We start from the raw sequence: 17,937 nt of genomic DNA, 5'->3' as shown, positions 1-17,937 counted from the left end.
TTACAATTACTGCCCATACGGCTCTAATCTTTAAATAGTACTTTCTAATCTGTTCGTATTTCAAATAAAATGTGCTGTTTTTTCATTGCTTCTCCACAAATTTAGCCTGCATTTCCCATACGGGTTCGCTTCGCCAAGGTAGTACCAAAAAAATGGGTATCCACCTAGCGGCGGAGCCTCCGCATTTTTTTGGTCTCCACCTTGCCCTTAATGGGCTATGCAGGCTATAGGGCTCCATAATCAATTTTTCATTCACTAAATCAGAAAGATTATGGAAACTTTATCAAGAGGTCAGTTAAGTATGGTAGCAGAAGTTACCTTGGGCTACCGTCCGAAAATCAGGCCTAGCAAAAGACCAACAGTTACATGCGCAAGCGATGCCTATCAGGTTTTAAGGAAGTTCTGGAACGAAGATCAGATTGAACTGCGGGAAACGTTTTTTGTGATGCTGCTCAATACCAATGGTAGGGTAATGGGCATAGTGGAATTGTCAAGTGGGGGATTTAGGGGCGTCGTAGTAGAAATCAAAATGATATTCGCAATAGCGCTGAAAGCCTGTGCCAGTTCAATTGTGCTTGCCCATAACCATCCAAGCGGTAACCTGAAACCAAGTGCTGAGGACATCATGGTAACCAAGAAGCTGAAAGCGGCAGGAGAAATCCTTGAGCTGCCAGTATACGATCATCTTATGGTTACCAGTGAGGGATTTACATCGCTGGCGGAAGAAGGATATGTGTAATAGCTTAATGATCGCTCTCTTTTATGATTTGGCTATATTATCTATATAGCCATCAATCTCACTAAATCAGACCACCTTAAACCATCTGACCGCCCTAATTATGGTAGAGGTGTTGGATGGCGTCGAAATCTGTCTTTTTGATCAGTCCCGATTTATGTAGCACCCGTACGGCAGAATAGTTCTTGGGGTTCGCAACGGCACCTATCTTTTTAATTCCCTTTTGCTCGAGTTTTTCCAACAAGCGAGGCAGTAGCTTTCCCATAATGCCTTTGCCTACATGTTCTGATGATAGGCAGAATTCAATAAAATGTGGATAGTACTCCAGTTGGTAATGTTGTTTAGCTGTATTGGGTGTGATGAGTTCGATCATACCTATGGTACGTTGTCCTGTTTTTTGGGTAATGAAATACCATTGGCTGGCGCCATTGTACTGGTTGAAAAGGGCAGTTTGCAATAATGTTTCGGCCTGCTGGATATGGGAGAGTTTCTTGTGTGGCAGAAAAGTCGTCGTCGATTGTTGCCCAAAGAGCTGATGGATATCTTTGCTCAGGCTTTCAAATCTTTTCATGTCTTCGGCACGGAAGGAGTGTAGCAAGAGATCTTCGGTCTCGATAAGTATCGGTTGGGTCATTTGGCGTTTAAGAGTTGATGGTAAGGAAATAACGGTAGAAATTGGAAAAAGTTTGAGACGATTTTGAGTTTCTAAAAATTGACGGAAAAGGTGTAGTTTTTCCTATAATGATAATCTTCCAGCCTGATGTATGTAGCCGCATGAACTAAGTAACTGGGGTTGTATCGGTTGTAATCGTATACGGCACGCTCGATCTTACTTTCCAGTCCCAATTTGTTCCAATGTTCCGTATAGGATTTGATATGCATGGTGATCTCGTTATTCGCATCTATATTGAACTCGTAGTCGTCAAATTTCTTGGCCAGGATATGGATAAGGTCTCTGCGGTATTCGTTCAGGTTGATATGTTTGATGGCCTGTGCGTTGTTATAGGAGAAGATGAAACCAAATTGCGGTTTCTTGTTGGCATAGGCCATGGCCCTGCCGCAAAAGCGGATGAAAGATGCATAGTACTTTTCAGGATTAGGTTCGATAAACTTCTCACAATAGCCCAGGTTGAGCTGCTCGAAGTTGACCACGATATATTCCTTTTTAAGATAGACGAATTTGATCATATCGCCTATGGAAGCCCGCATTTTGCTGCGTTGTAGGTCTTCCCTTAATGCCTTTACAAATTTCTCTAGTTCCGTCACGGAACAAAATTGCTAAAAATATTAGTAAAATGGAAAATATTTTTTTCTTTGAATTTGTTATAAGTTTTTATTTTGGCATATATAAAACTCTTATCATTTCCTCCTTGAAAGTCAATGGGAAATTGTATGCAACACCTTAAAATCTAAATTGAACTGCTTATGGCCATCGATAATATCAATTTTTCGTCTCTAAAACCTTTTAATGGAAAATCTACGCATTCCTTCGAACAATTGGTTTATCAATTAGCAAAGAACGAATATGGGCATATGGGAACTTTTACGCCAATTGATGGTTCGGGTGGCGACGGTGGTGTGGAGTTTTATCTGACCTTTAAAAATGGGGATGTATGGGGATGGCAGTGCAAGTACTATGAAGACAAAGGTAGGTTGTCCGATAGTGGGCGTTTTAAAAAATAGAACAGTCACTAGCTACTTCCTGTATCAATTATCCAAAATTGATCAAATGGACACTTTGCCTGAAGACAGATTTAACGGTAGATATCGTCGTTAAGGGAGGAAAAGTAAAAAAAGGAGAACGAAGCTGGTTTGATAATGACCTGAAATCAGTGGTTCCCAACGGTAGGACTTTAGATTTGGATTTTTATGGTGAAACAGCCCTTTGCGAAGAATTGCAAAAGCCGAGAAACATAGGGATCAGCAGTTTTTTCTTTGGCGGGCTTGAACTGGATTCAGATTGGTTTGACCGAAGGAGCAAACTCTTATTGGAAAGGCTGAAGGATAAGTATGATCCAGAGCTTCATACGATGGGTGTTTACGAGCAATCTATTATAGATGGTATGCTGTTGAATCCACGTTATATAAAAATAATCAATGATTTTAAAACAGAATTACAAGAACTGAAAACTAGCGTACAGTCCGGTATCAGCGAGTACAGGGATGGGTTAACGCAAGAGCAGAAAGAAAAAAAACAACCTTATCTTGATTGTTTTGACAAGCTTGAACCCTATTTTAATTATCCCGATGAAATTTTTGATGAGATCATTGCCTGTGTAAAGCAATTTGATGCTGAACGAATAGCTGAGATTTCAATCTGGCAAAACAATCAGCCTTATCGTAAGCTTTTATTGGAAATGAGTGAGTGCTATACCGATCGTGTAAGCTATTCGGCGATAAAGAATTTCTTTAACAGGTTTGAACAAGTAATAAGAAACTATGTCCACCCAGTGCATCGGGAGCGGTATTTTGTTGGGAGCGCAGCAATCGGGAAAACACACCTGTGTTGTGATATTGTCCATCATCGAATGGTCAACGGACTTCCGGTATTATGTGTGACCGGAGATGTATTCAACAACTCAAACAGTATTGAAGAGACACTTAAAAATGCCTTCGATGTACCTTCAAACTACTCCTTTGAGGTTTTTCTCTCTGCAATGGATACCTATGGCAAAATAAATGGTGCTTGTATTCCAATCATCATAGACGGACTGAATGAAACGGTTTTTGATCGTTATTTCTCCACTTTATGGCATACACATCTACCTGCTTTTGCTGCTAAAATCCGTAGTTATCATAACCTATGTCTAATATGCACGTTAAGGAAATCCTATGTAGATGAGATTTGGGATGATTCGTCTAAGGTTAATCTACAACATCTTTTTGGATTCGATGATCTAGAGGTAACTAGGGCAGCAATGGAAAAATACTTTACAAAATATAGGATCAATACGCAATGGACTTTTGCGAATCTCTACAAGTTTAAAAAACCGATCTTCCTAAAGATTTATTGTGAAATCAAAAACCCGGATTGGGAGTCTGGCTATGAAGTGGAGGTAAATCTCTCAAGTGATACCAATGATGATCTTTTCTCGACCTATTTTCAGCAAATCAATTCTAGGGTTACTAGGAAAGCACATTTTTTGAGGGCAAACACATCATTTATTGTTCCCTTATTGGACAAATTGGCCAGTTTCTTTTGGGAAAACAATTTAAGGGAAATTGATGCTGAAAGCTATTTCAGAATAATGGACGGTGACAATGCCTATGACTCTGCAACATCAAAAGGGGATGTATTGTTGCATGAAGGTCTGATCATGAACAGGGATATGCGTTCCGGCAAGGAATTTATGTTCATTACGTATGAAATCATGGCGGCCTATCTTATTGCCAAGCATCTGGTTAATACTAAGCCGCTAGCTTTTTTCGCACCTGATGGCGAATTTTATGCTAAAATAGCGGAAGATTCCGATCAACAGCATCCCTTATATGAAAATATTATCGAGGAGGTTGCCCTATTGTTTCCAATTACATTGGGTGTAAAGTTGCATACGCTGTACACTTCTCGTACTGATGATCTGGTTTACAGGAAGTCCGTGGAGGTATTGTGGCAACTCGATGGTAGGCTGGTCAATAACGAAGATGTCGAACATGTGGAGCTAATGTTCCAAAACTCGTCCTTCAGAGATAGGGTAATCCCTCAATTTAGATATACGCTTGTGGATATTGACCATCCATTTAATGGACTTGGTCTTTCACGGAATCTTTTTGGATTGTCTGTGACAGAAAGGGACCTATCTTGGACCGAATATGTTAGATATCGTGCACATGAGCTAAAATTATATATCGACGAATTTAATTCGGAAGTATTAAAGAGTTTTGATTGCAAGACGTTTCCTTCTCAGAAGTTCCATCTGGCCGCGCACTATATACAGTTTATTCTTACCAGCACGAATAGAGAACTTCGGGATACGGCGACAAAGGCACTTTACAGGTATGCTCGTATTTATCCAGCAGAATTTGCTACGATGACTTATGATTCGCTTAAATTGAACGATTCGTATGTTCCAGAAAGAATGTTGGCTGCATTATACGGTGCCTGTTTGGTTCAGGAACGATCAGTTTCAGCTACGGGGGATGAGCCAATTTTGTTAACGATCGGTCGAAAAATATTTGACTTGATGTTCGCCAAGGAAGCGAAGTTTTTTACGACACATCGTCTAATGCGAGACTTTGCAGTTAATATCGTGAAGCTCGCCGAATTATCATTTCCTGGAATGCTCAAAAAAAATGAGAAGAAATATATGGTTTCGCCATTTCTATTGGGAAAAAAAACTAAGCATAAAATCTTAAAGGGTAAAGATCCCCACTATCGTGCACCTCTTGGTATGGATTTTTCAAACTACACCATCAGTTGTATTGTCGAGGGGGGAACCTCATACTCGAACCCTCCAGAAAAGACAAAGGTAAGAAAGCAAATCTACCAGAGAATTCTTGACCTCGGTTGGAATGAAGAGAAGTTTGTTGAGCTGGACAAGTTTGTTTCAAATTCTAATCTCCATCAGAATAGGTCAGAAAGACCAAATATAGAGCGTTATGGTAAAAAATATTCATGGATAGCCTATCACGAAATCGCGGGATATCGAGAAGATATGGGATTGATAAAGAACGAATGGAACGATTACAGAAGTTCTGATATTGATATCGATCCCAGTTTTCCGCATGCGATTAAAACAGCGAGCATTGTCGAACACGATTTTTTGGGAGATAGATCGGAAACATTGGCACAATGGATAGCCAATGAGGAGGCACCGGATGTCACTCCTTATTTATATCTGGAAAAAAATGGCGAAAAATGGGTGTGTTTGGACGCTCATTTAGGGCAGAAGGATAAACCAAATTTTCGAGAAATCTTTATTTTTCCAAGAGGTATGTTCGTGAAAAAGGAAGATTATGCTCAGTTCATGAAGTTTTTCCGGAAAAAGGATATCGGATCCAGATGGATTCCAGAGATTAGACAGAACCATTATACCTTTGGAGCGGAAATGTATCTCTTTCCAGAAACTACAGCATCCAATAAAAATATCATTGGTTTCGAAATCAGAAAAGAGAAAAGGACTTACAGTGAGGGCGAAGAGGGGTATTATCCGGAAATATCAATAGATCCGGTTTCATTTGTGATCAGTCAATACTTTCCATCAGAGAGAACCATTGAAGTTTCGATCAAAAAAGAATTTGAAGTATTAATTCCGGTGATGGAATATTCTTGGGAGTCTTATCATAGTGAGCTGAACGCTGCGGGCCATCATACGATATTGTCGAAAGAAATTGCACTGGAACTCGGATTGTTCCAACAACCGGAGAGCTTTGAGCTTTTAGACAAATTTGGGAAACCAGCGGTTTTAAATATAGATTTCAAGCAAGATGAAGATAATCGGCATCGGATGACGTACCTTAGAAAAGATTTGTTGGACCAGTACCTGAAATCAAGTGGCTATAGGTTGGTTTGGGGAATTTGGGGAGAAAGAGAAATCAGATCTGATATGGAACCCTTCAAGTACACTAAATTCCAGAGCAAGTTAATCTATAGAAAGTAACAAAATTATATAGTTGTGAAGCTTAAATTTTGTTTTACACTAAGTTTTAGTTGGACTGGCTCGATTGTTGTTCAGTTTGTCAAACTAATTGTTGGATAGCAGTAGTTCTTGGATTGATGTCAATGTTACTTTTTGGTTGCCCTGAGCCGACTTTTTTTCAATACGCAATGGGAGTGATAAGTTTAAATAATTTTCTAAAACAACTAAATGTAAACGATATGAAAAATAGCATAATAAGGTGGTACGGGGCAAATATGGAAGTAAGGCAGAAAAGTTAATCTATTGAAATCGCTAAGAACGAAATTATTATATACGCCCCCGGGTTCGAGTCCCGAGCTTCCACGAAGCCAGAATTAACGTTCTGGCTTTTTTATTTAATCACTAGTTTTATTAGAGGCTAGCTATGAAAAAGAAATGGAGATACAACCGAAGTCGCATCCCCATCATCTAAATTAACGCTCTCAATACAAATGTAATAAATTAACGGGATTTTTAAAGATGTTTGCCCCTGGAGGTTGATTTGCTAAATTGTTGTCAGTACGTTTACTGATAATGAAAATGGCTTGTGTTAATAAAGATTCTAAATATTTCTTAGTTGATAGCTAGAGTGGAATCAAAAACCCATCCACATCCTCAACTTCAATTTCTTCATCAAATATCACCTTTTTGAATTCCCTTTTGGTTTTGACGTTCATCGATTCGATGATCATCTCTACCACGTTGTCAATATATTTTTTTGCGATCAGCACATGCTCATGTCTCAGGTGGCTGATGTTGCTGGGCAATTCCCCCCGCTGCTCATTTTCGATGATAAATGTCAATCCGTCCTCCTTTATAATGTACCTTTCCAGGGACTTGTTCAGTTTCGCGTGGACAAAATCATTGCGAAGATTCACGAGTTTGAGATAGTTCTTGTAACGTTCATCATTTTGGTCTATGATGGGAATTTTAAAGCCATCACAATAGACTGGAAGCAGTTGCAGTTTGATGTCGATTTGCTCTTTTGACAATTTTTCCTTTATCCGTTCGGTCCTCAACTCATTTTTTAGGTAAAGTTCGTAGGTGATATTTAGGAAGCCTTCAAAAGCGGAAAGGAACATTAAGAATGCAGAGCGATGAAGGTCATCTCTCTTAAACCATAGCTCAAAAATGTTATGCTTTTCGTCCAGACGTTCTAAAATGAGGTCGTCAATGCTTTGGGAGACTGCCAGCAGGTTTTCGGCAGTACTGTAATGGGTTATAAAGGAATTTTCCAACAGCTTATGGTCACAGTTCCTGATCTTGGCAGCAATTGCTTTTTTTTGATGGTCCGCACCGGCCACGATCAGCTTTTCTATTTGCTTCGCCAATTTTTCCGCCTTTTCTCTGTCGCCCTGCTGATGAAAAACTTGGATCGAGATACTCAGGAGTTTCCAATCCCCGATTTCTATCAAGAAATCCTTGTGCTTCATTAGGTATTGCCATTGGGTTTTATCTTCATCGAAGCTGAAATCATTTGCTTCACCGAAGTGATTTCTCATTACGGAATAGGCAACGAATGGCTGTATATCTGGCCGATGGACGTAGGTAAAATCAATGGTTCCTATTGCTGAGGTTGGAACCTCTTCATCAGTCAATTGAAGATCTTTTAGACTTTTTATTGATTCGGCTTTCATATCTGTAACGGAATAATTGAACACTTTTTTTGAGGCTAGGAAATCTAACCTAAGCAAATTCAGCAATAAATGAAATATCTGACCGCTTGTTATTTGTTAAAGTATTTAACCTTAATACCTAATAGTTGGATACCCTTAATGATATCGCGATCAGTTTTTGTTTGGACATGTACGCATTTTATCGCCTGTTTCGGGATGGCTATTTCATAACCGAGGATATCTGCGGACTTATCGGGGATATTCCTACCGGCAAGGATGATGCGCTGTTCCCTTTGCCCCTTATATTTTTTGACTATGGTGGTAAACATTCTGACAAAAAAGGCATCTGTCTCCCTTGGATTTCTGAAGATACCGAGGACTGATTTGTAGAACTTTGATTTGCCTATCTTATGCCATAGTATATCATAGCCTGAAGAAGTTTCAAATAGAGTAGGCTTATCGCTGTATTTCACGTTTTTAAAGCAGTCGCCTAGACCTATTGTGTTTTCGAAATGTTTTTCAAGACAGTTTTTGTCATATTCAATTACCAGCCCTTTTGCTGCATTAGGAAAGAACCTCATTCCGTAGGAAGTTGGAATGCCTTTGGTAAAACAGCATATACCGATCTGGGCCGAATCTTTGGCAAGGGCCAACTTATCTGAAAATAGTCTCTCGAATGCCTGGTCAATAGACTCATTGTTCCTTACGAAAGATAAGATGTTGGCATCATCGCTGTCGTTAAAGGTTGAGGGTCTTGCAAACCAAAGGTAGGGTTTGGTGAGTTCTGCTATGGTTTGGAGATTGGCTTGACGGACTCTGTAAATTACTGACATGTTAATGGTTTGTCTGCGTAAAGTTAGGATTATCGAAATGATTTTTTTTACGCTTTTATGGAAACTTTCAGGTAGGCTTATTACTCGGTTAAAATACAATGGTTGGAGTTTTTAAGCGTTAAGATGAACAAGAAGCTGAAATTTTATGGAGCTGTGGGTTGTCTTTTTAATGTTTTATGTGGTGTGTAATATGTGTTTTCTCTCCACTCGGAAAAAGAAAGCGATGAAAGTCTTCCATATCAAATCCGGTTAGCCCAAAAAGAATGAATTTTCTCTGACTATCGACCTGTTGCGAATATACATCAAATATTTCCCTACCTAAAAGCTCCATGTCATCAAGTAGGTTCAAGGTGACCTGTCTTAAGTAATCCACTAGGGGATAACTGCCATCGCCCAGTCCCAATAGATCGGGCAGGATATTTGGTGACCTGAACATTCCTGTGTTTTTTGGCAGGGTGATCAAGGGGACATATTTGTCTTCAAAGGAGACGATTGGCGATTTGCCGTGATGTACGATCGAATCACGAATCATCTTGATATTGGATAGGTTATCCTCCATGTTCAAGATGGCAAAGGCGATGTTCTGGTTTATGAATGTTGAGTCGGTCGTCTTATTTTTGCATTTCTTAATGAGGTCATTCATTGATTTCGGACATTTTGCCCTACTTTCTAAAACTTGTTTTGGGTAAGTAATTCTTGGAAAAATGGCCAAGTGGTCGTAGATAGAACGTACGGTTGAGAAATACTTTTCACTTAGGGTAGCGTAGTTGAGGGTGCGCTGAATATTGCTCATTTCTGGATCAGCCTGAAATTTGAGAAACATTTGCCAACAGTTGCTTAAGGTATGGATATCATTTTCCAATGCAGTGATCGCCTGTCTGGTTTCACCCAAACGTTTTTTTGCTTCAGTCCCATAAGGTAACTTGAATTGACCGCTGAAATCGAAAGTCACGTCACTCCAGTTTTCTGTGGCCATTATAATAGTCGAAACGAATATCGACATATCCGTTTTCCATTGTTGAAAGGATAGACCATAAAGTGTGGCTTTGATGATGAATTTTTTGTTTTCCATATCTTCAAAAGAATAAAATAGGTGATGTGGTGCCAAGGTTTTTCCGCTAGCTTCCTATTGTTGATATCCGTGGTCCCGAAAAAATACAACATCTGTTTTTCCGACCTATTTTGTCACGACTAAAGATAGCAATGGTTTTTATTATAAAAATTGTATATTGTAAAAATGTCTGCCGATAGAGTAAAAGTTTGATATCTAAAACTTCTCGATATGGCCAAAAAAATTATTCTAAGAACGGGAGAGACTAATCCTATAGTCCTGTTGGAAATCGTGTGTATCTGTGTGATCGCGGCAATCGTAGTGCATGTTGAATATGAGCCCGACTGGTTTCTATTGCTGGTAATGATTGTTTTCGGGTCGCTTGTGCTGGGTATGCTGTTTATGTACGTAAGGATTTTTCGCTACATTTTTGCCATCTTGTGTTCGTTGGGCTGGGGCTATTTGGCCTATGCGGTTATTGGTCGGCTGAGCTCTTCAGGCGTCAGTCCCTGGTTGGCTGGTGTTGGAATCGGCGTGTTGAGTTTATATGGCCACTACAGTTATTTCCGTTTCAATAAGGAGGCCGAGGTAATTGATGTTCGGAGAGAATAGTATAAGCTATGCTCTATTGTTCGATGTATAGGTTTGCATTTACTAGTCTCTTGGTTTGAGACGAGCTCAATTTTTTTATGAATGCGTATTAGAATGTAATTTCTTATAGCATTCTTAATTTTCTCATATCTTCTTCCTAAAGGGTATTCAAAATATTCTTGAATAAATTTTGAAACGGTTAAATATCTCGCTTAACGAGAATGGAAACATCTACATTTAAAGCGTCACAAACCTCTAAAAGAGTAGAAAAATTATAATCTTCACGAGCATTTTCCATTTTACTAATTTTAGCAGCGTTAACAGTATCACATCTACTAGCCAATTCTTCTTGTGACCATTTCTTTGCCGTCCTTAGTGCTCTCAGTTTTTTACCAACTGAAACGAAATGTTCAGTATACTTATCCTTCATTACGGAAAGTGGATAAACTTTGAAAAATAAATCTTGTCGAATTCGACAAGATTTATTTTTTTTTCATTACCTTTATCTAGAAATTTAACAACACTATTATTGAGTCAAATTATATTATAGATTAACATATAATAACTTAAACGAACCCTCGCAATCGAAATCCGCTAAATTTTACCATGCGAGTGTAAGTAATGCGCCATATCTCTTATCTTTGGAGGAAAATTCCTAGGGTAGGATTGGCGCTTGCTTTATCACTGTATGGTAGTCAGTTTCCTGAAACTGATGAAGTTGAAAATTGTCCCTAGGCAATTAGTAAACGGGCTTTTAGCGGAGCCTCGATTGCAACGATATGCAAGTGACCAGTCCATTTTAATGAAGAGTCTTTTTATCTGGGTTCGTCAAAACGACGAGCATGCCTGTTTATCAGAACCTTTCGGATAATGAGTTGATTGCCTTTTTAAGGGAAGGGGATGCTGTTGCCTATACGGAGATCTATGATCGTTATTTTCAGTTGATGTTTGTATTTGCCTATAAAAAGCTGCGTGATGAGGAATTGGCGAAGGATTTTGTGCAGGAATTGTTCATTAAGTTATGGGAGCGGAGGGAGAGACTAGGGGAGGTGGTTAACTTATCATCTTATTTATATGTGACAATGCGGAACCGGATACTCGACTATTTTGCGCATGAGAAGGTGGCAAAGCGGTACATCGATCATTTGGGCTATTATCTGGAAAGGAACCAAATGCCTGAGGCGGATTATCTGGTGCGTGAAAAGCAACTTGCTACGTATATAGAGGCTCAGATACAGGCATTGCCGTACAAGATGCGTCGGATATTCGAGTTGAGCCGTAAGGGGCAGCTTTCCCATAGGGAGATTTCCGTCTTGTTGGAGACATCGGAGAACAATGTTTCGACACAGGTAATGAATGCTTTACGCATTCTTAAAACCAAATTGAAAATCTTGACAATATTGATGATCGGATAGGTAGCCTTGCGGGCAGACTATAGGCACTACTCGAAATTGATTTGTCTGGCCAATAGTAATGCTCTTATGGAAGTATCTTGGATGGCATTTTCAAACAGTTCCTCGTTATACAGGTTTACCTCTTCGATATGTCGGCCGAGTTCCTCGAAAATCTGATCGATCAATCTTTGTCCGGGAATGAGTACATCTAGATGGCACTTAACGATCCACAGGCTGGAATTCAGGAGTTCTTGTAATTGGATCTCCACCCGCGGGAATGCACCTTTCAGATTATCGTAGTAATATTCTAGGACGTTCATGATCCTGACCAGTGTATGTGGATGCGATTTTTCTTTGGTATAGAAGGGCTGTAGCTCTGGTGTGCCATTGGAATGGATCATTTTTAGATAAAATAGAATCTTGGAAATGAAGAGGCTTCCAAGTCCCAAAGCGATCAATAGTTTATCGACTTCGGGATCACGGAAATTTCTGGAGGTGGAAAAAACATGGCGTATCACGTCGTAAGCCCCAAACCTGTCGGCATCAAATTCCCAGAGATGTTTCTGGAAATCAAATGGTATTGAGCTGGGGTTCTCACTGAAGCGATAGTCCTTTGCGATCTTGTTGCTGTTGAACTGTAGGATATGCTGGAATTCATGTCCCAAAGTAAAATGGATGGCACATTCCAACATGAACTGGTGCATTTGCGCAGTGGCTGATCGTGTAATCTTTTCGTAACCGGACTGCATGATCTTATCGATGGAGAGCAGGCCTTTTTTGACCATAGATTCAAATTGGCCTGCACTGAAAATGTCCATCATTCTGATGGCATAGCCATGGGTGATCCCGATGATGTTATAACCTTTGGGCCTAGTGGCAAAAGCATTGCAGCTGATATCGTTCCTGATATAGAATACGCAGTCCCTCAAATTGAAAATACCTGCCTTATCATTGAAGAGGCTTTCAAATCTAACGTAGAAGTAATCATATTTTTCACGCAGGTCCTCGTCGAGTTCTGAATGGTCAAAGTGATCTATTATAACATGGTGTTTGATCAGCGTTTCTAGTAAGGTCATTTGATTAGAATAGAAGGTTGAATGTAGCAATATTTAGTTGTGGACTTTGCTGATCGATTCAATATTTTTTTCAGATGATGAAAAAAAATGGGGATGCATCTTATTACCATGGAGTTCTTTTTCGTCCTGTTCCTAAATTTCCGAATTTATGGCTGACCTGGAACTAAAAGATTTACTGGAGCGATATCGTAAAGATCAATGTACCGAAAGGGAAAGGGCTCTTGTTGAGCGGGCATTCTTGGAGTTCAACGAACAGGAGCAGGGACTGCCACAGGAACGTATCGATCAAATTAAGGATGAGGTATATGTCAATCTTCCGATTCACAGGAAACGTAGTTTAAAGCTATACCTATGGAGTGGTGTTGCCGCTGCACTGGTAGTATCTATACTTGCCTTTGCGCATTGGAAACTAGAGGAAAACCTACAAAATCTGGAAGTAGCGAAAGTGGTGGAAGACGTTGCGCCGATCGGCAACCGTGCAATCCTGAAAATTGGGGACAAAGTGCTTACGCTCAATGGAGATAAGGAGGGCTTGGCTGTTTCAAACGGGGCAGTCCAATATTTGGATGGGTCGGTAGTAGAAAAGAATATTACATCACAAATGTCGCAGAAGCTTTCGACCCCCAAAGGTGGGCAGTATCAGGTGGTTTTATCGGATGGAACGAAGGTTTGGTTAAATGCGGCTTCATCCATTAGCTATCCGTCTTCCTTTGTTGGGGCGAAAGAGCGTCGTGTGGTAATTACTGGGGAGGCTTATTTCGAGGTGACTAAAAATAAAGACCAATCTTTTGTGGTGGATACGAAAAGTCAATCGATAAAGGTATTGGGTACCCATTTCAACGTGAACACTTATGGCGATAATGGCACGAGTGCGACTACTTTGCTTGAGGGGAGTGTGCGTGTTTCTTCTGCATTTGGACGTGTGGAAAAGGTCTTGAAACCTTTACAGACTTTGATCGATGGTAGTGGTGTGAGATACATCAAGCCTGCCGATGTGGAACTGGTTATGGCATGGAAAAACGGGATGTTGGAGTTTAAGGATGCTTCATTGAAGAGTATTCTGAGTGAGGTGGCAAGATGGTATGATCTCGATGTGGAATATAGGGGAGAGGTCCCTGATCGTGTTTTCAATGGCAGTGTTTCCCGAAAATCTAATCTATCCGTACTGTTGAAGATTTTATCCTATTCCGATATCAATTTCCGAATTGAAACTAATGGCTCTCCAACCAAGAAACTAATCGTTGAACCTTAAATAGAAATGCATTTGCCAATGAAGTAGATTTTTAAAATTTAGTACTAGTTAATTAATTCCCCATCAATAAAAAGCCGGAGGTGTTCGAAGCACTTCCGGCGGTTTTAGGGGGATCAATCGAAGGTGTCTAGGACACCAATTCAACAAGTTCAATTCATCACTAACCCTAAACTACAAATTTATGATTTTTTTTGATAACTGCTGTTCCCAGTCGGGGGTTAAGCAGTCGCTGTCTATTTTTAGGCACTTTGGCCGTTTCTTTAGGCCGCCTACTTTAATTCGTCTATTAACGCTCGTCATATTTCTTTCTTTTTCACTTGTTACTTATGCGGTACAGGTCACACTTAACCTAAAAGCGGTGCCTCTGGAAATCGCTTTTGCTGAAATTAAGAAACAGACTGGCTATGGCTTTTGGTATGAGAAGAAGGATCTTGCTGATCTGTCTCGAGTAACGATTAACGTGAAAAATGCTGACCTGATTGCGGTAATGGAAGCTTGTTTGAAAGGACAGCCACTGACTTATCAGGTATTTGATAAGACGGTTGTAGTAAAGCCTAAAGCTTCTTTGCCTAATGTAACTCCTGTTAAGAAACCATTACAGGATAAGATAAAGGGAAAGGTGGTTGACGCGCAAACAAAGGAGCCTTTGGCTGGAGTATTAGTCAGGGTCAAATCTCCTGAAATGTCTGTGGTCACCAATGATAAGGGCGAATTTGAATTGACCTTGTCGTCTGGCAAATATGAGTTGTTGGTGCAATATCTGGGCTATAATATCCGTGAATTCAGTTTCACTGCTCCCACCTCTGAATTATTCTCTCTTGATTTAATTGCTACTGAAAATACGCTAAGCCAAGTCGAGGTTGTAAATACTGGTTATCAGAGTTTACCAAAGGAAAGGGCTACTGGAAGTTTTTTTGTAGTGGGGCCAGAATTGGTAAACCGTGGGGTTGGGGCAAATATTCTTGATCGTTTGGATGGGGTTACCGGTAGTCTTATTTTCAATCGAAATAATCAGGGAGGTGGTTATAATGGGTCATCTATGTCTATTCGGGGTAGGAGCACAATAAATGGAGATGCTGAACCGCTGATTGTACTTGATAATTTCCCGTTCTATGGAGATATATCCACCATCAATCCTAATGATATTGAGCAGGTAACCGTATTAAAGGATGCGGCTGCCGCCTCGATTTGGGGTGCTAGAGCTGGTAATGGGGTAATTGTTATCACTACTAAAAAGGGTAAAACGAACACTCCATTACAGCTAAGCCTAAATAGTAGCCTAAAGCAATCCGGCAAACCGAGGTTATTTACAAGGCGACAGTTGACCAGTGCCGAGTTTATCGAGGTGGAACAGTTCCTATTCGATAGAGGGAGATATGATGCTGCGATAAATAATGGATTTGGTTCAATATCGCCCGCGGTGGAAATTATGTTGGCGCAAAGAAAAGGGCAGCTTGACCTCAATTCTAAAAATAGGATGTTGGATTCGTTGGCACAATTCGATGTAAGACAGGAAGAATTGGAATACTTACTAACGCGTCCAACTGAACAACAATATCAACTAAATATAGCTGGGGGTACGACCACTCACAGGTACATGGTTTCTGCTGGATATGATCGGCAACTTCCAGAAAGTAATGTTGCCAGCAATGACAGGTTTACGATAAATGCGAACCATCATTTTATGACATTGAATAATAAACTAGAAATTGGTTTTATTATACAGTTCTCCCAAAAGTATGGCAGACGAAATACCTCTATGCTTAGCAATCGGTTTCCCTATGAGCATATCTCAGATGGTGGGAGGGCGTTACCCATAACTGACGGTATTTTGAATTTGCAGTATGCCACAGCGGCCCAGCAGGCAGGGCTGTTGGATTGGCTTTACCGGCCGCTGGAAGAGAATTCCACAAATCTAAAGGAAAGGGAGATTGGTGGGCGTGGAAATATTTCGATAGCCTACAAACCGATTGAAAAGCTAAAAGTAAGCTCTAACTATCAGCATCAGCGTAGCGATGGAAAAAGGGAAGACTTAAGTCCGCTTAATTCCTATCGCACGCGCAACCAGATCAACACACTGACACAATTAGATCCGGTTACTGGGGTGCTGACACGTCCCATTCCATTGGGAGATATATTAAATAGTAGGTTTACTGATTTGGTCGGTAATTCGGCAAGAGTGCAAGTGGATTTTGATCAAGCTTGGGGCGAACATAGACTTACTGCATTGGCAGGATATGAAATCGGGCAGCTGAGCAGTAATTCGACAGCAAGTACACTATATGGTTATAATCCTGCAACTGGGACCAATCTAAATGCGACCATAGATTATATCAAATACCATCGATTTTACTACAACAGTACTACCAACCAAATTTCGATGGGATTGCAAAACTCAGGAACCTTGGACAGGAACCGTTCAATATTTGCCAATATTTCATACGACTTCCTCGGTCGTTATATTTTATCTGGAAGCATCAGGAGGGATGAGTCTAATATTTTCGGTGTAAAGGCGAATGAAAAAGGCGTGCCGTTATGGAGTGCTGGATTGGCATGGAAAATTGCCGAAGAAAATTTTATGGGGACGGGCTGGCTGACGCTACTTACATTAAAGGCAAGCTATGGTTATAGTGGTAATGTCTACAAAGGTATCTCGGCCTATCTTACTTCCAGTGCGCCAACATTTATCAATCCGTGGCAGGGTAACTATGCAAATATTGTCAACCCTCCCAATCCGTCGCTTAGATGGGAGAGGGTAAGAAACCTGAATTTGGAGTTGGATTTTGCGTTGAAGAATAATTTGCTCAGGGGAAATGTGGCCTATTACCGTAAACTATCTACCGATCTCATTGGTAGGGCGCCAGTTGCTCCGCAGACTGGAGTAAGTAGTTTTGTAGGGAATTCTGCGGTACTTGGTACTAACGGTGTCGATGTTTCTCTATCTACTACACACCATTTTTCGGGCTTCAGGTGGACAGGTACGCTGTTATATAATTGGGTAATCGACAGGATTAAGGAATATCAAGTTACAGCTGGTAGTAACTATGATGTGGTTAATGGAAACTTTAACAATCCCTTGGTTGACTACCCCTATAATGCTGTTTTTGCTTTTCCGTGGGCAGGACTTGATCCAGCTGGCGCACCTAGGGTATATCTTGCCGGCTCGGCAAGCACAAACTATACCGCTGTTCGGAATTCATCGGAACGAGGAGATATAGTTTATATAGGTTCAGCAATACCAACGGTTTTTGGCAGCTTTCGGAATGAATTCAACTGGAAGTATTTTAATCTTTCTTTTAATATCACGTACAAATTTGGTTATTATTTTAGAAGAGCCTCGCTAAATAATAGCAGCCTTTTTAGCGGTAATTATAAAATGCCTGACTACGGTGAACGATGGAAAAATACAGGAGATGAAAATCTTACCAACGTTCCTGCCCTAGTTTATCCAGCTAATGCAAACAGGACTGCAATTTATACGCTGTCTGATATATTGGTAGAATCTGGCAGTCACATACGTCTACAGGATATACGCCTGGATTGCGATATGCAACAGCTTATGAAAGATGTCAAGTTACCACAGATGCAGGTATTCGTATACGCACAACAGTTGGGATTGTTGTGGAAGGCTAATAAAAATGGAATAGATCCCGATAACCAGCAGATGTTGCCGAGTAGTTCTGTGGCGGTAGGTCTACGTTTAAATTTTTAAGGACATGAAATCAAAATATTTTCTTCAAAAGTTATTGACGCTCGTTTTGGTCACATGTGTT

The 17,937-nt window shown here is 40.3% G+C and carries 14 protein-coding genes; 7 read left to right on the top strand and 7 right to left on the bottom strand.

Annotated elements, in window-relative coordinates:
• Positions 1-271: 271 nt before the first annotated feature.
• Positions 272-739 (top strand): JAB domain-containing protein, encoded by a 468-nt coding sequence (locus tag AC23ME_RS06030; protein WP_487726859.1) that lies wholly within the window; start codon positions 272-274, stop codon positions 737-739.
• A 94-nt stretch (positions 740-833) separates the two neighbouring features.
• On the opposite strand, the gene AC23ME_RS06025 is transcribed toward AC23ME_RS06030, so the two are convergent.
• Together AC23ME_RS06025 and AC23ME_RS06020 are read right to left on the bottom strand one after the other, a co-directional pair.
• Entirely contained in the window at positions 834-1,334 is a 501-nt protein-coding gene (locus AC23ME_RS06025) for a GNAT family N-acetyltransferase (RefSeq protein ID WP_487726858.1), read from the bottom strand.
• 107 nt (positions 1,335-1,441) lie between these two features.
• Entirely contained in the window at positions 1,442-1,945 is a 504-nt protein-coding gene (locus tag AC23ME_RS06020) for a hypothetical protein (protein WP_487726857.1), read from the bottom strand.
• A 216-nt stretch (positions 1,946-2,161) separates the two neighbouring features.
• Between AC23ME_RS06020 and AC23ME_RS06015 the strand changes: the two genes are divergently transcribed.
• Both AC23ME_RS06015 and AC23ME_RS06010 read left to right on the top strand, forming a co-directional pair.
• Positions 2,162-2,419: a hypothetical protein gene (locus tag AC23ME_RS06015; RefSeq protein ID WP_487726856.1), complete on the top strand. Its 258-nt coding sequence runs from the start codon at positions 2,162-2,164 to the stop codon at positions 2,417-2,419.
• Between the two features lie 38 nt (positions 2,420-2,457).
• Positions 2,458-6,333 carry a hypothetical protein gene (locus AC23ME_RS06010; protein ID WP_487726855.1) on the top strand — a complete coding sequence of 1,292 codons (3,876 nt, stop codon included), beginning with the start codon at positions 2,458-2,460 and terminating at the stop codon, positions 6,331-6,333.
• A 602-nt stretch (positions 6,334-6,935) separates the two neighbouring features.
• Here AC23ME_RS06010 and AC23ME_RS06005 read toward each other — a convergent pair.
• The 3 genes from AC23ME_RS06005 to AC23ME_RS05995 all read right to left on the bottom strand — a co-directional run bounded on the left by AC23ME_RS06005 (position 6,936) and on the right by AC23ME_RS05995 (position 9,908).
• Positions 6,936-7,988, bottom strand: a complete 1,053-nt coding sequence (locus tag AC23ME_RS06005) for a hypothetical protein (protein WP_487726854.1) — start codon at positions 7,986-7,988, stop codon at positions 6,936-6,938.
• Positions 7,989-8,077: 89 nt separating this feature from the next.
• Complete coding sequence (locus AC23ME_RS06000) at positions 8,078-8,800, bottom strand: hypothetical protein (RefSeq protein WP_487726853.1); 723 nt, start codon at positions 8,798-8,800, stop codon at positions 8,078-8,080.
• Between the two features lie 166 nt (positions 8,801-8,966).
• Positions 8,967-9,908 (bottom strand): hypothetical protein, encoded by a 942-nt coding sequence (locus AC23ME_RS05995; protein ID WP_487726852.1) that lies wholly within the window; start codon positions 9,906-9,908, stop codon positions 8,967-8,969.
• Between the two features lie 174 nt (positions 9,909-10,082).
• Here AC23ME_RS05995 and AC23ME_RS05990 point away from each other — a divergent pair, with 174 nt between their 5' ends.
• Positions 10,083-10,463 (top strand): hypothetical protein, encoded by a 381-nt coding sequence (locus AC23ME_RS05990; RefSeq protein WP_487726851.1) that lies wholly within the window; start codon positions 10,083-10,085, stop codon positions 10,461-10,463.
• A 178-nt stretch (positions 10,464-10,641) separates the two neighbouring features.
• On the opposite strand, the gene AC23ME_RS05985 is transcribed toward AC23ME_RS05990, so the two are convergent.
• On the bottom strand, positions 10,642-10,872 hold the full coding sequence (locus tag AC23ME_RS05985; RefSeq protein WP_487726850.1) for a helix-turn-helix domain-containing protein: 231 nt from the start codon (positions 10,870-10,872) through the stop codon (positions 10,642-10,644).
• 412 nt (positions 10,873-11,284) lie between these two features.
• Here AC23ME_RS05985 and AC23ME_RS05980 point away from each other — a divergent pair, with 412 nt between their 5' ends.
• Positions 11,285-11,857 carry an RNA polymerase sigma factor gene (locus AC23ME_RS05980; RefSeq protein ID WP_487726849.1) on the top strand — a complete coding sequence of 191 codons (573 nt, stop codon included), beginning with the start codon at positions 11,285-11,287 and terminating at the stop codon, positions 11,855-11,857.
• A 26-nt stretch (positions 11,858-11,883) separates the two neighbouring features.
• Here AC23ME_RS05980 and AC23ME_RS05975 read toward each other — a convergent pair whose 3' ends face one another.
• The gene (locus tag AC23ME_RS05975; protein WP_487726848.1) at positions 11,884-12,912 is read right to left on the bottom strand and encodes a hypothetical protein; all 1,029 of its coding nucleotides are present in this window, start codon (positions 12,910-12,912) and stop codon (positions 11,884-11,886) included.
• A gap of 148 nt (positions 12,913-13,060) precedes the next feature.
• On the opposite strand from AC23ME_RS05975, the gene AC23ME_RS05970 reads away from it, so the two are divergent.
• Both AC23ME_RS05970 and AC23ME_RS05965 read left to right on the top strand, forming a co-directional pair.
• Positions 13,061-14,164, top strand: coding sequence for a FecR family protein (locus tag AC23ME_RS05970; protein WP_487726847.1), 1,104 nt, complete (start codon positions 13,061-13,063; stop codon positions 14,162-14,164).
• Between the two features lie 181 nt (positions 14,165-14,345).
• Positions 14,346-17,876: a SusC/RagA family TonB-linked outer membrane protein gene (locus AC23ME_RS05965; protein WP_487726846.1), complete on the top strand. Its 3,531-nt coding sequence runs from the start codon at positions 14,346-14,348 to the stop codon at positions 17,874-17,876.
• Positions 17,877-17,937 lie beyond the last annotated feature (61 nt).

It is taken from the genome of Pedobacter sp. T50_32, assembly GCF_057652195.1.
This window is presented reverse-complemented; position numbering and strand designations above follow the sequence as displayed.

Excerpts from the sequence above, each read along its gene's own strand:
- AC23ME_RS05975 (WP_487726848.1), bottom strand. The coding sequence starts at position 12,912 with ATGACCTTACTAGAAACGCTGATCAAACACCATGTTATAATAGATCAC.
- AC23ME_RS06005 (WP_487726854.1), bottom strand. The coding sequence starts at position 7,988 with ATGAAAGCCGAATCAATAAAAAGTCTAAAAGATCTTCAATTGACTGAT.
- AC23ME_RS05985 (WP_487726850.1), bottom strand. The coding sequence starts at position 10,872 with ATGAAGGATAAGTATACTGAACATTTCGTTTCAGTTGGTAAAAAACTG.
- AC23ME_RS06030 (WP_487726859.1), top strand. The coding sequence starts at position 272 with ATGGAAACTTTATCAAGAGGTCAGTTAAGTATGGTAGCAGAAGTTACC.
- AC23ME_RS06015 (WP_487726856.1), top strand. The coding sequence starts at position 2,162 with ATGGCCATCGATAATATCAATTTTTCGTCTCTAAAACCTTTTAATGGA.
- AC23ME_RS05990 (WP_487726851.1), top strand. The coding sequence starts at position 10,083 with ATGGCCAAAAAAATTATTCTAAGAACGGGAGAGACTAATCCTATAGTC.
- AC23ME_RS05980 (WP_487726849.1), top strand. The coding sequence starts at position 11,285 with ATGCCTGTTTATCAGAACCTTTCGGATAATGAGTTGATTGCCTTTTTA.
- AC23ME_RS05970 (WP_487726847.1), top strand. The coding sequence starts at position 13,061 with ATGGCTGACCTGGAACTAAAAGATTTACTGGAGCGATATCGTAAAGAT.
- AC23ME_RS06000 (WP_487726853.1), bottom strand. The coding sequence starts at position 8,800 with ATGTCAGTAATTTACAGAGTCCGTCAAGCCAATCTCCAAACCATAGCA.
- AC23ME_RS06020 (WP_487726857.1), bottom strand. The coding sequence starts at position 1,945 with ATGCGGGCTTCCATAGGCGATATGATCAAATTCGTCTATCTTAAAAAG.
- AC23ME_RS05965 (WP_487726846.1), top strand. The coding sequence starts at position 14,346 with ATGATTTTTTTTGATAACTGCTGTTCCCAGTCGGGGGTTAAGCAGTCG.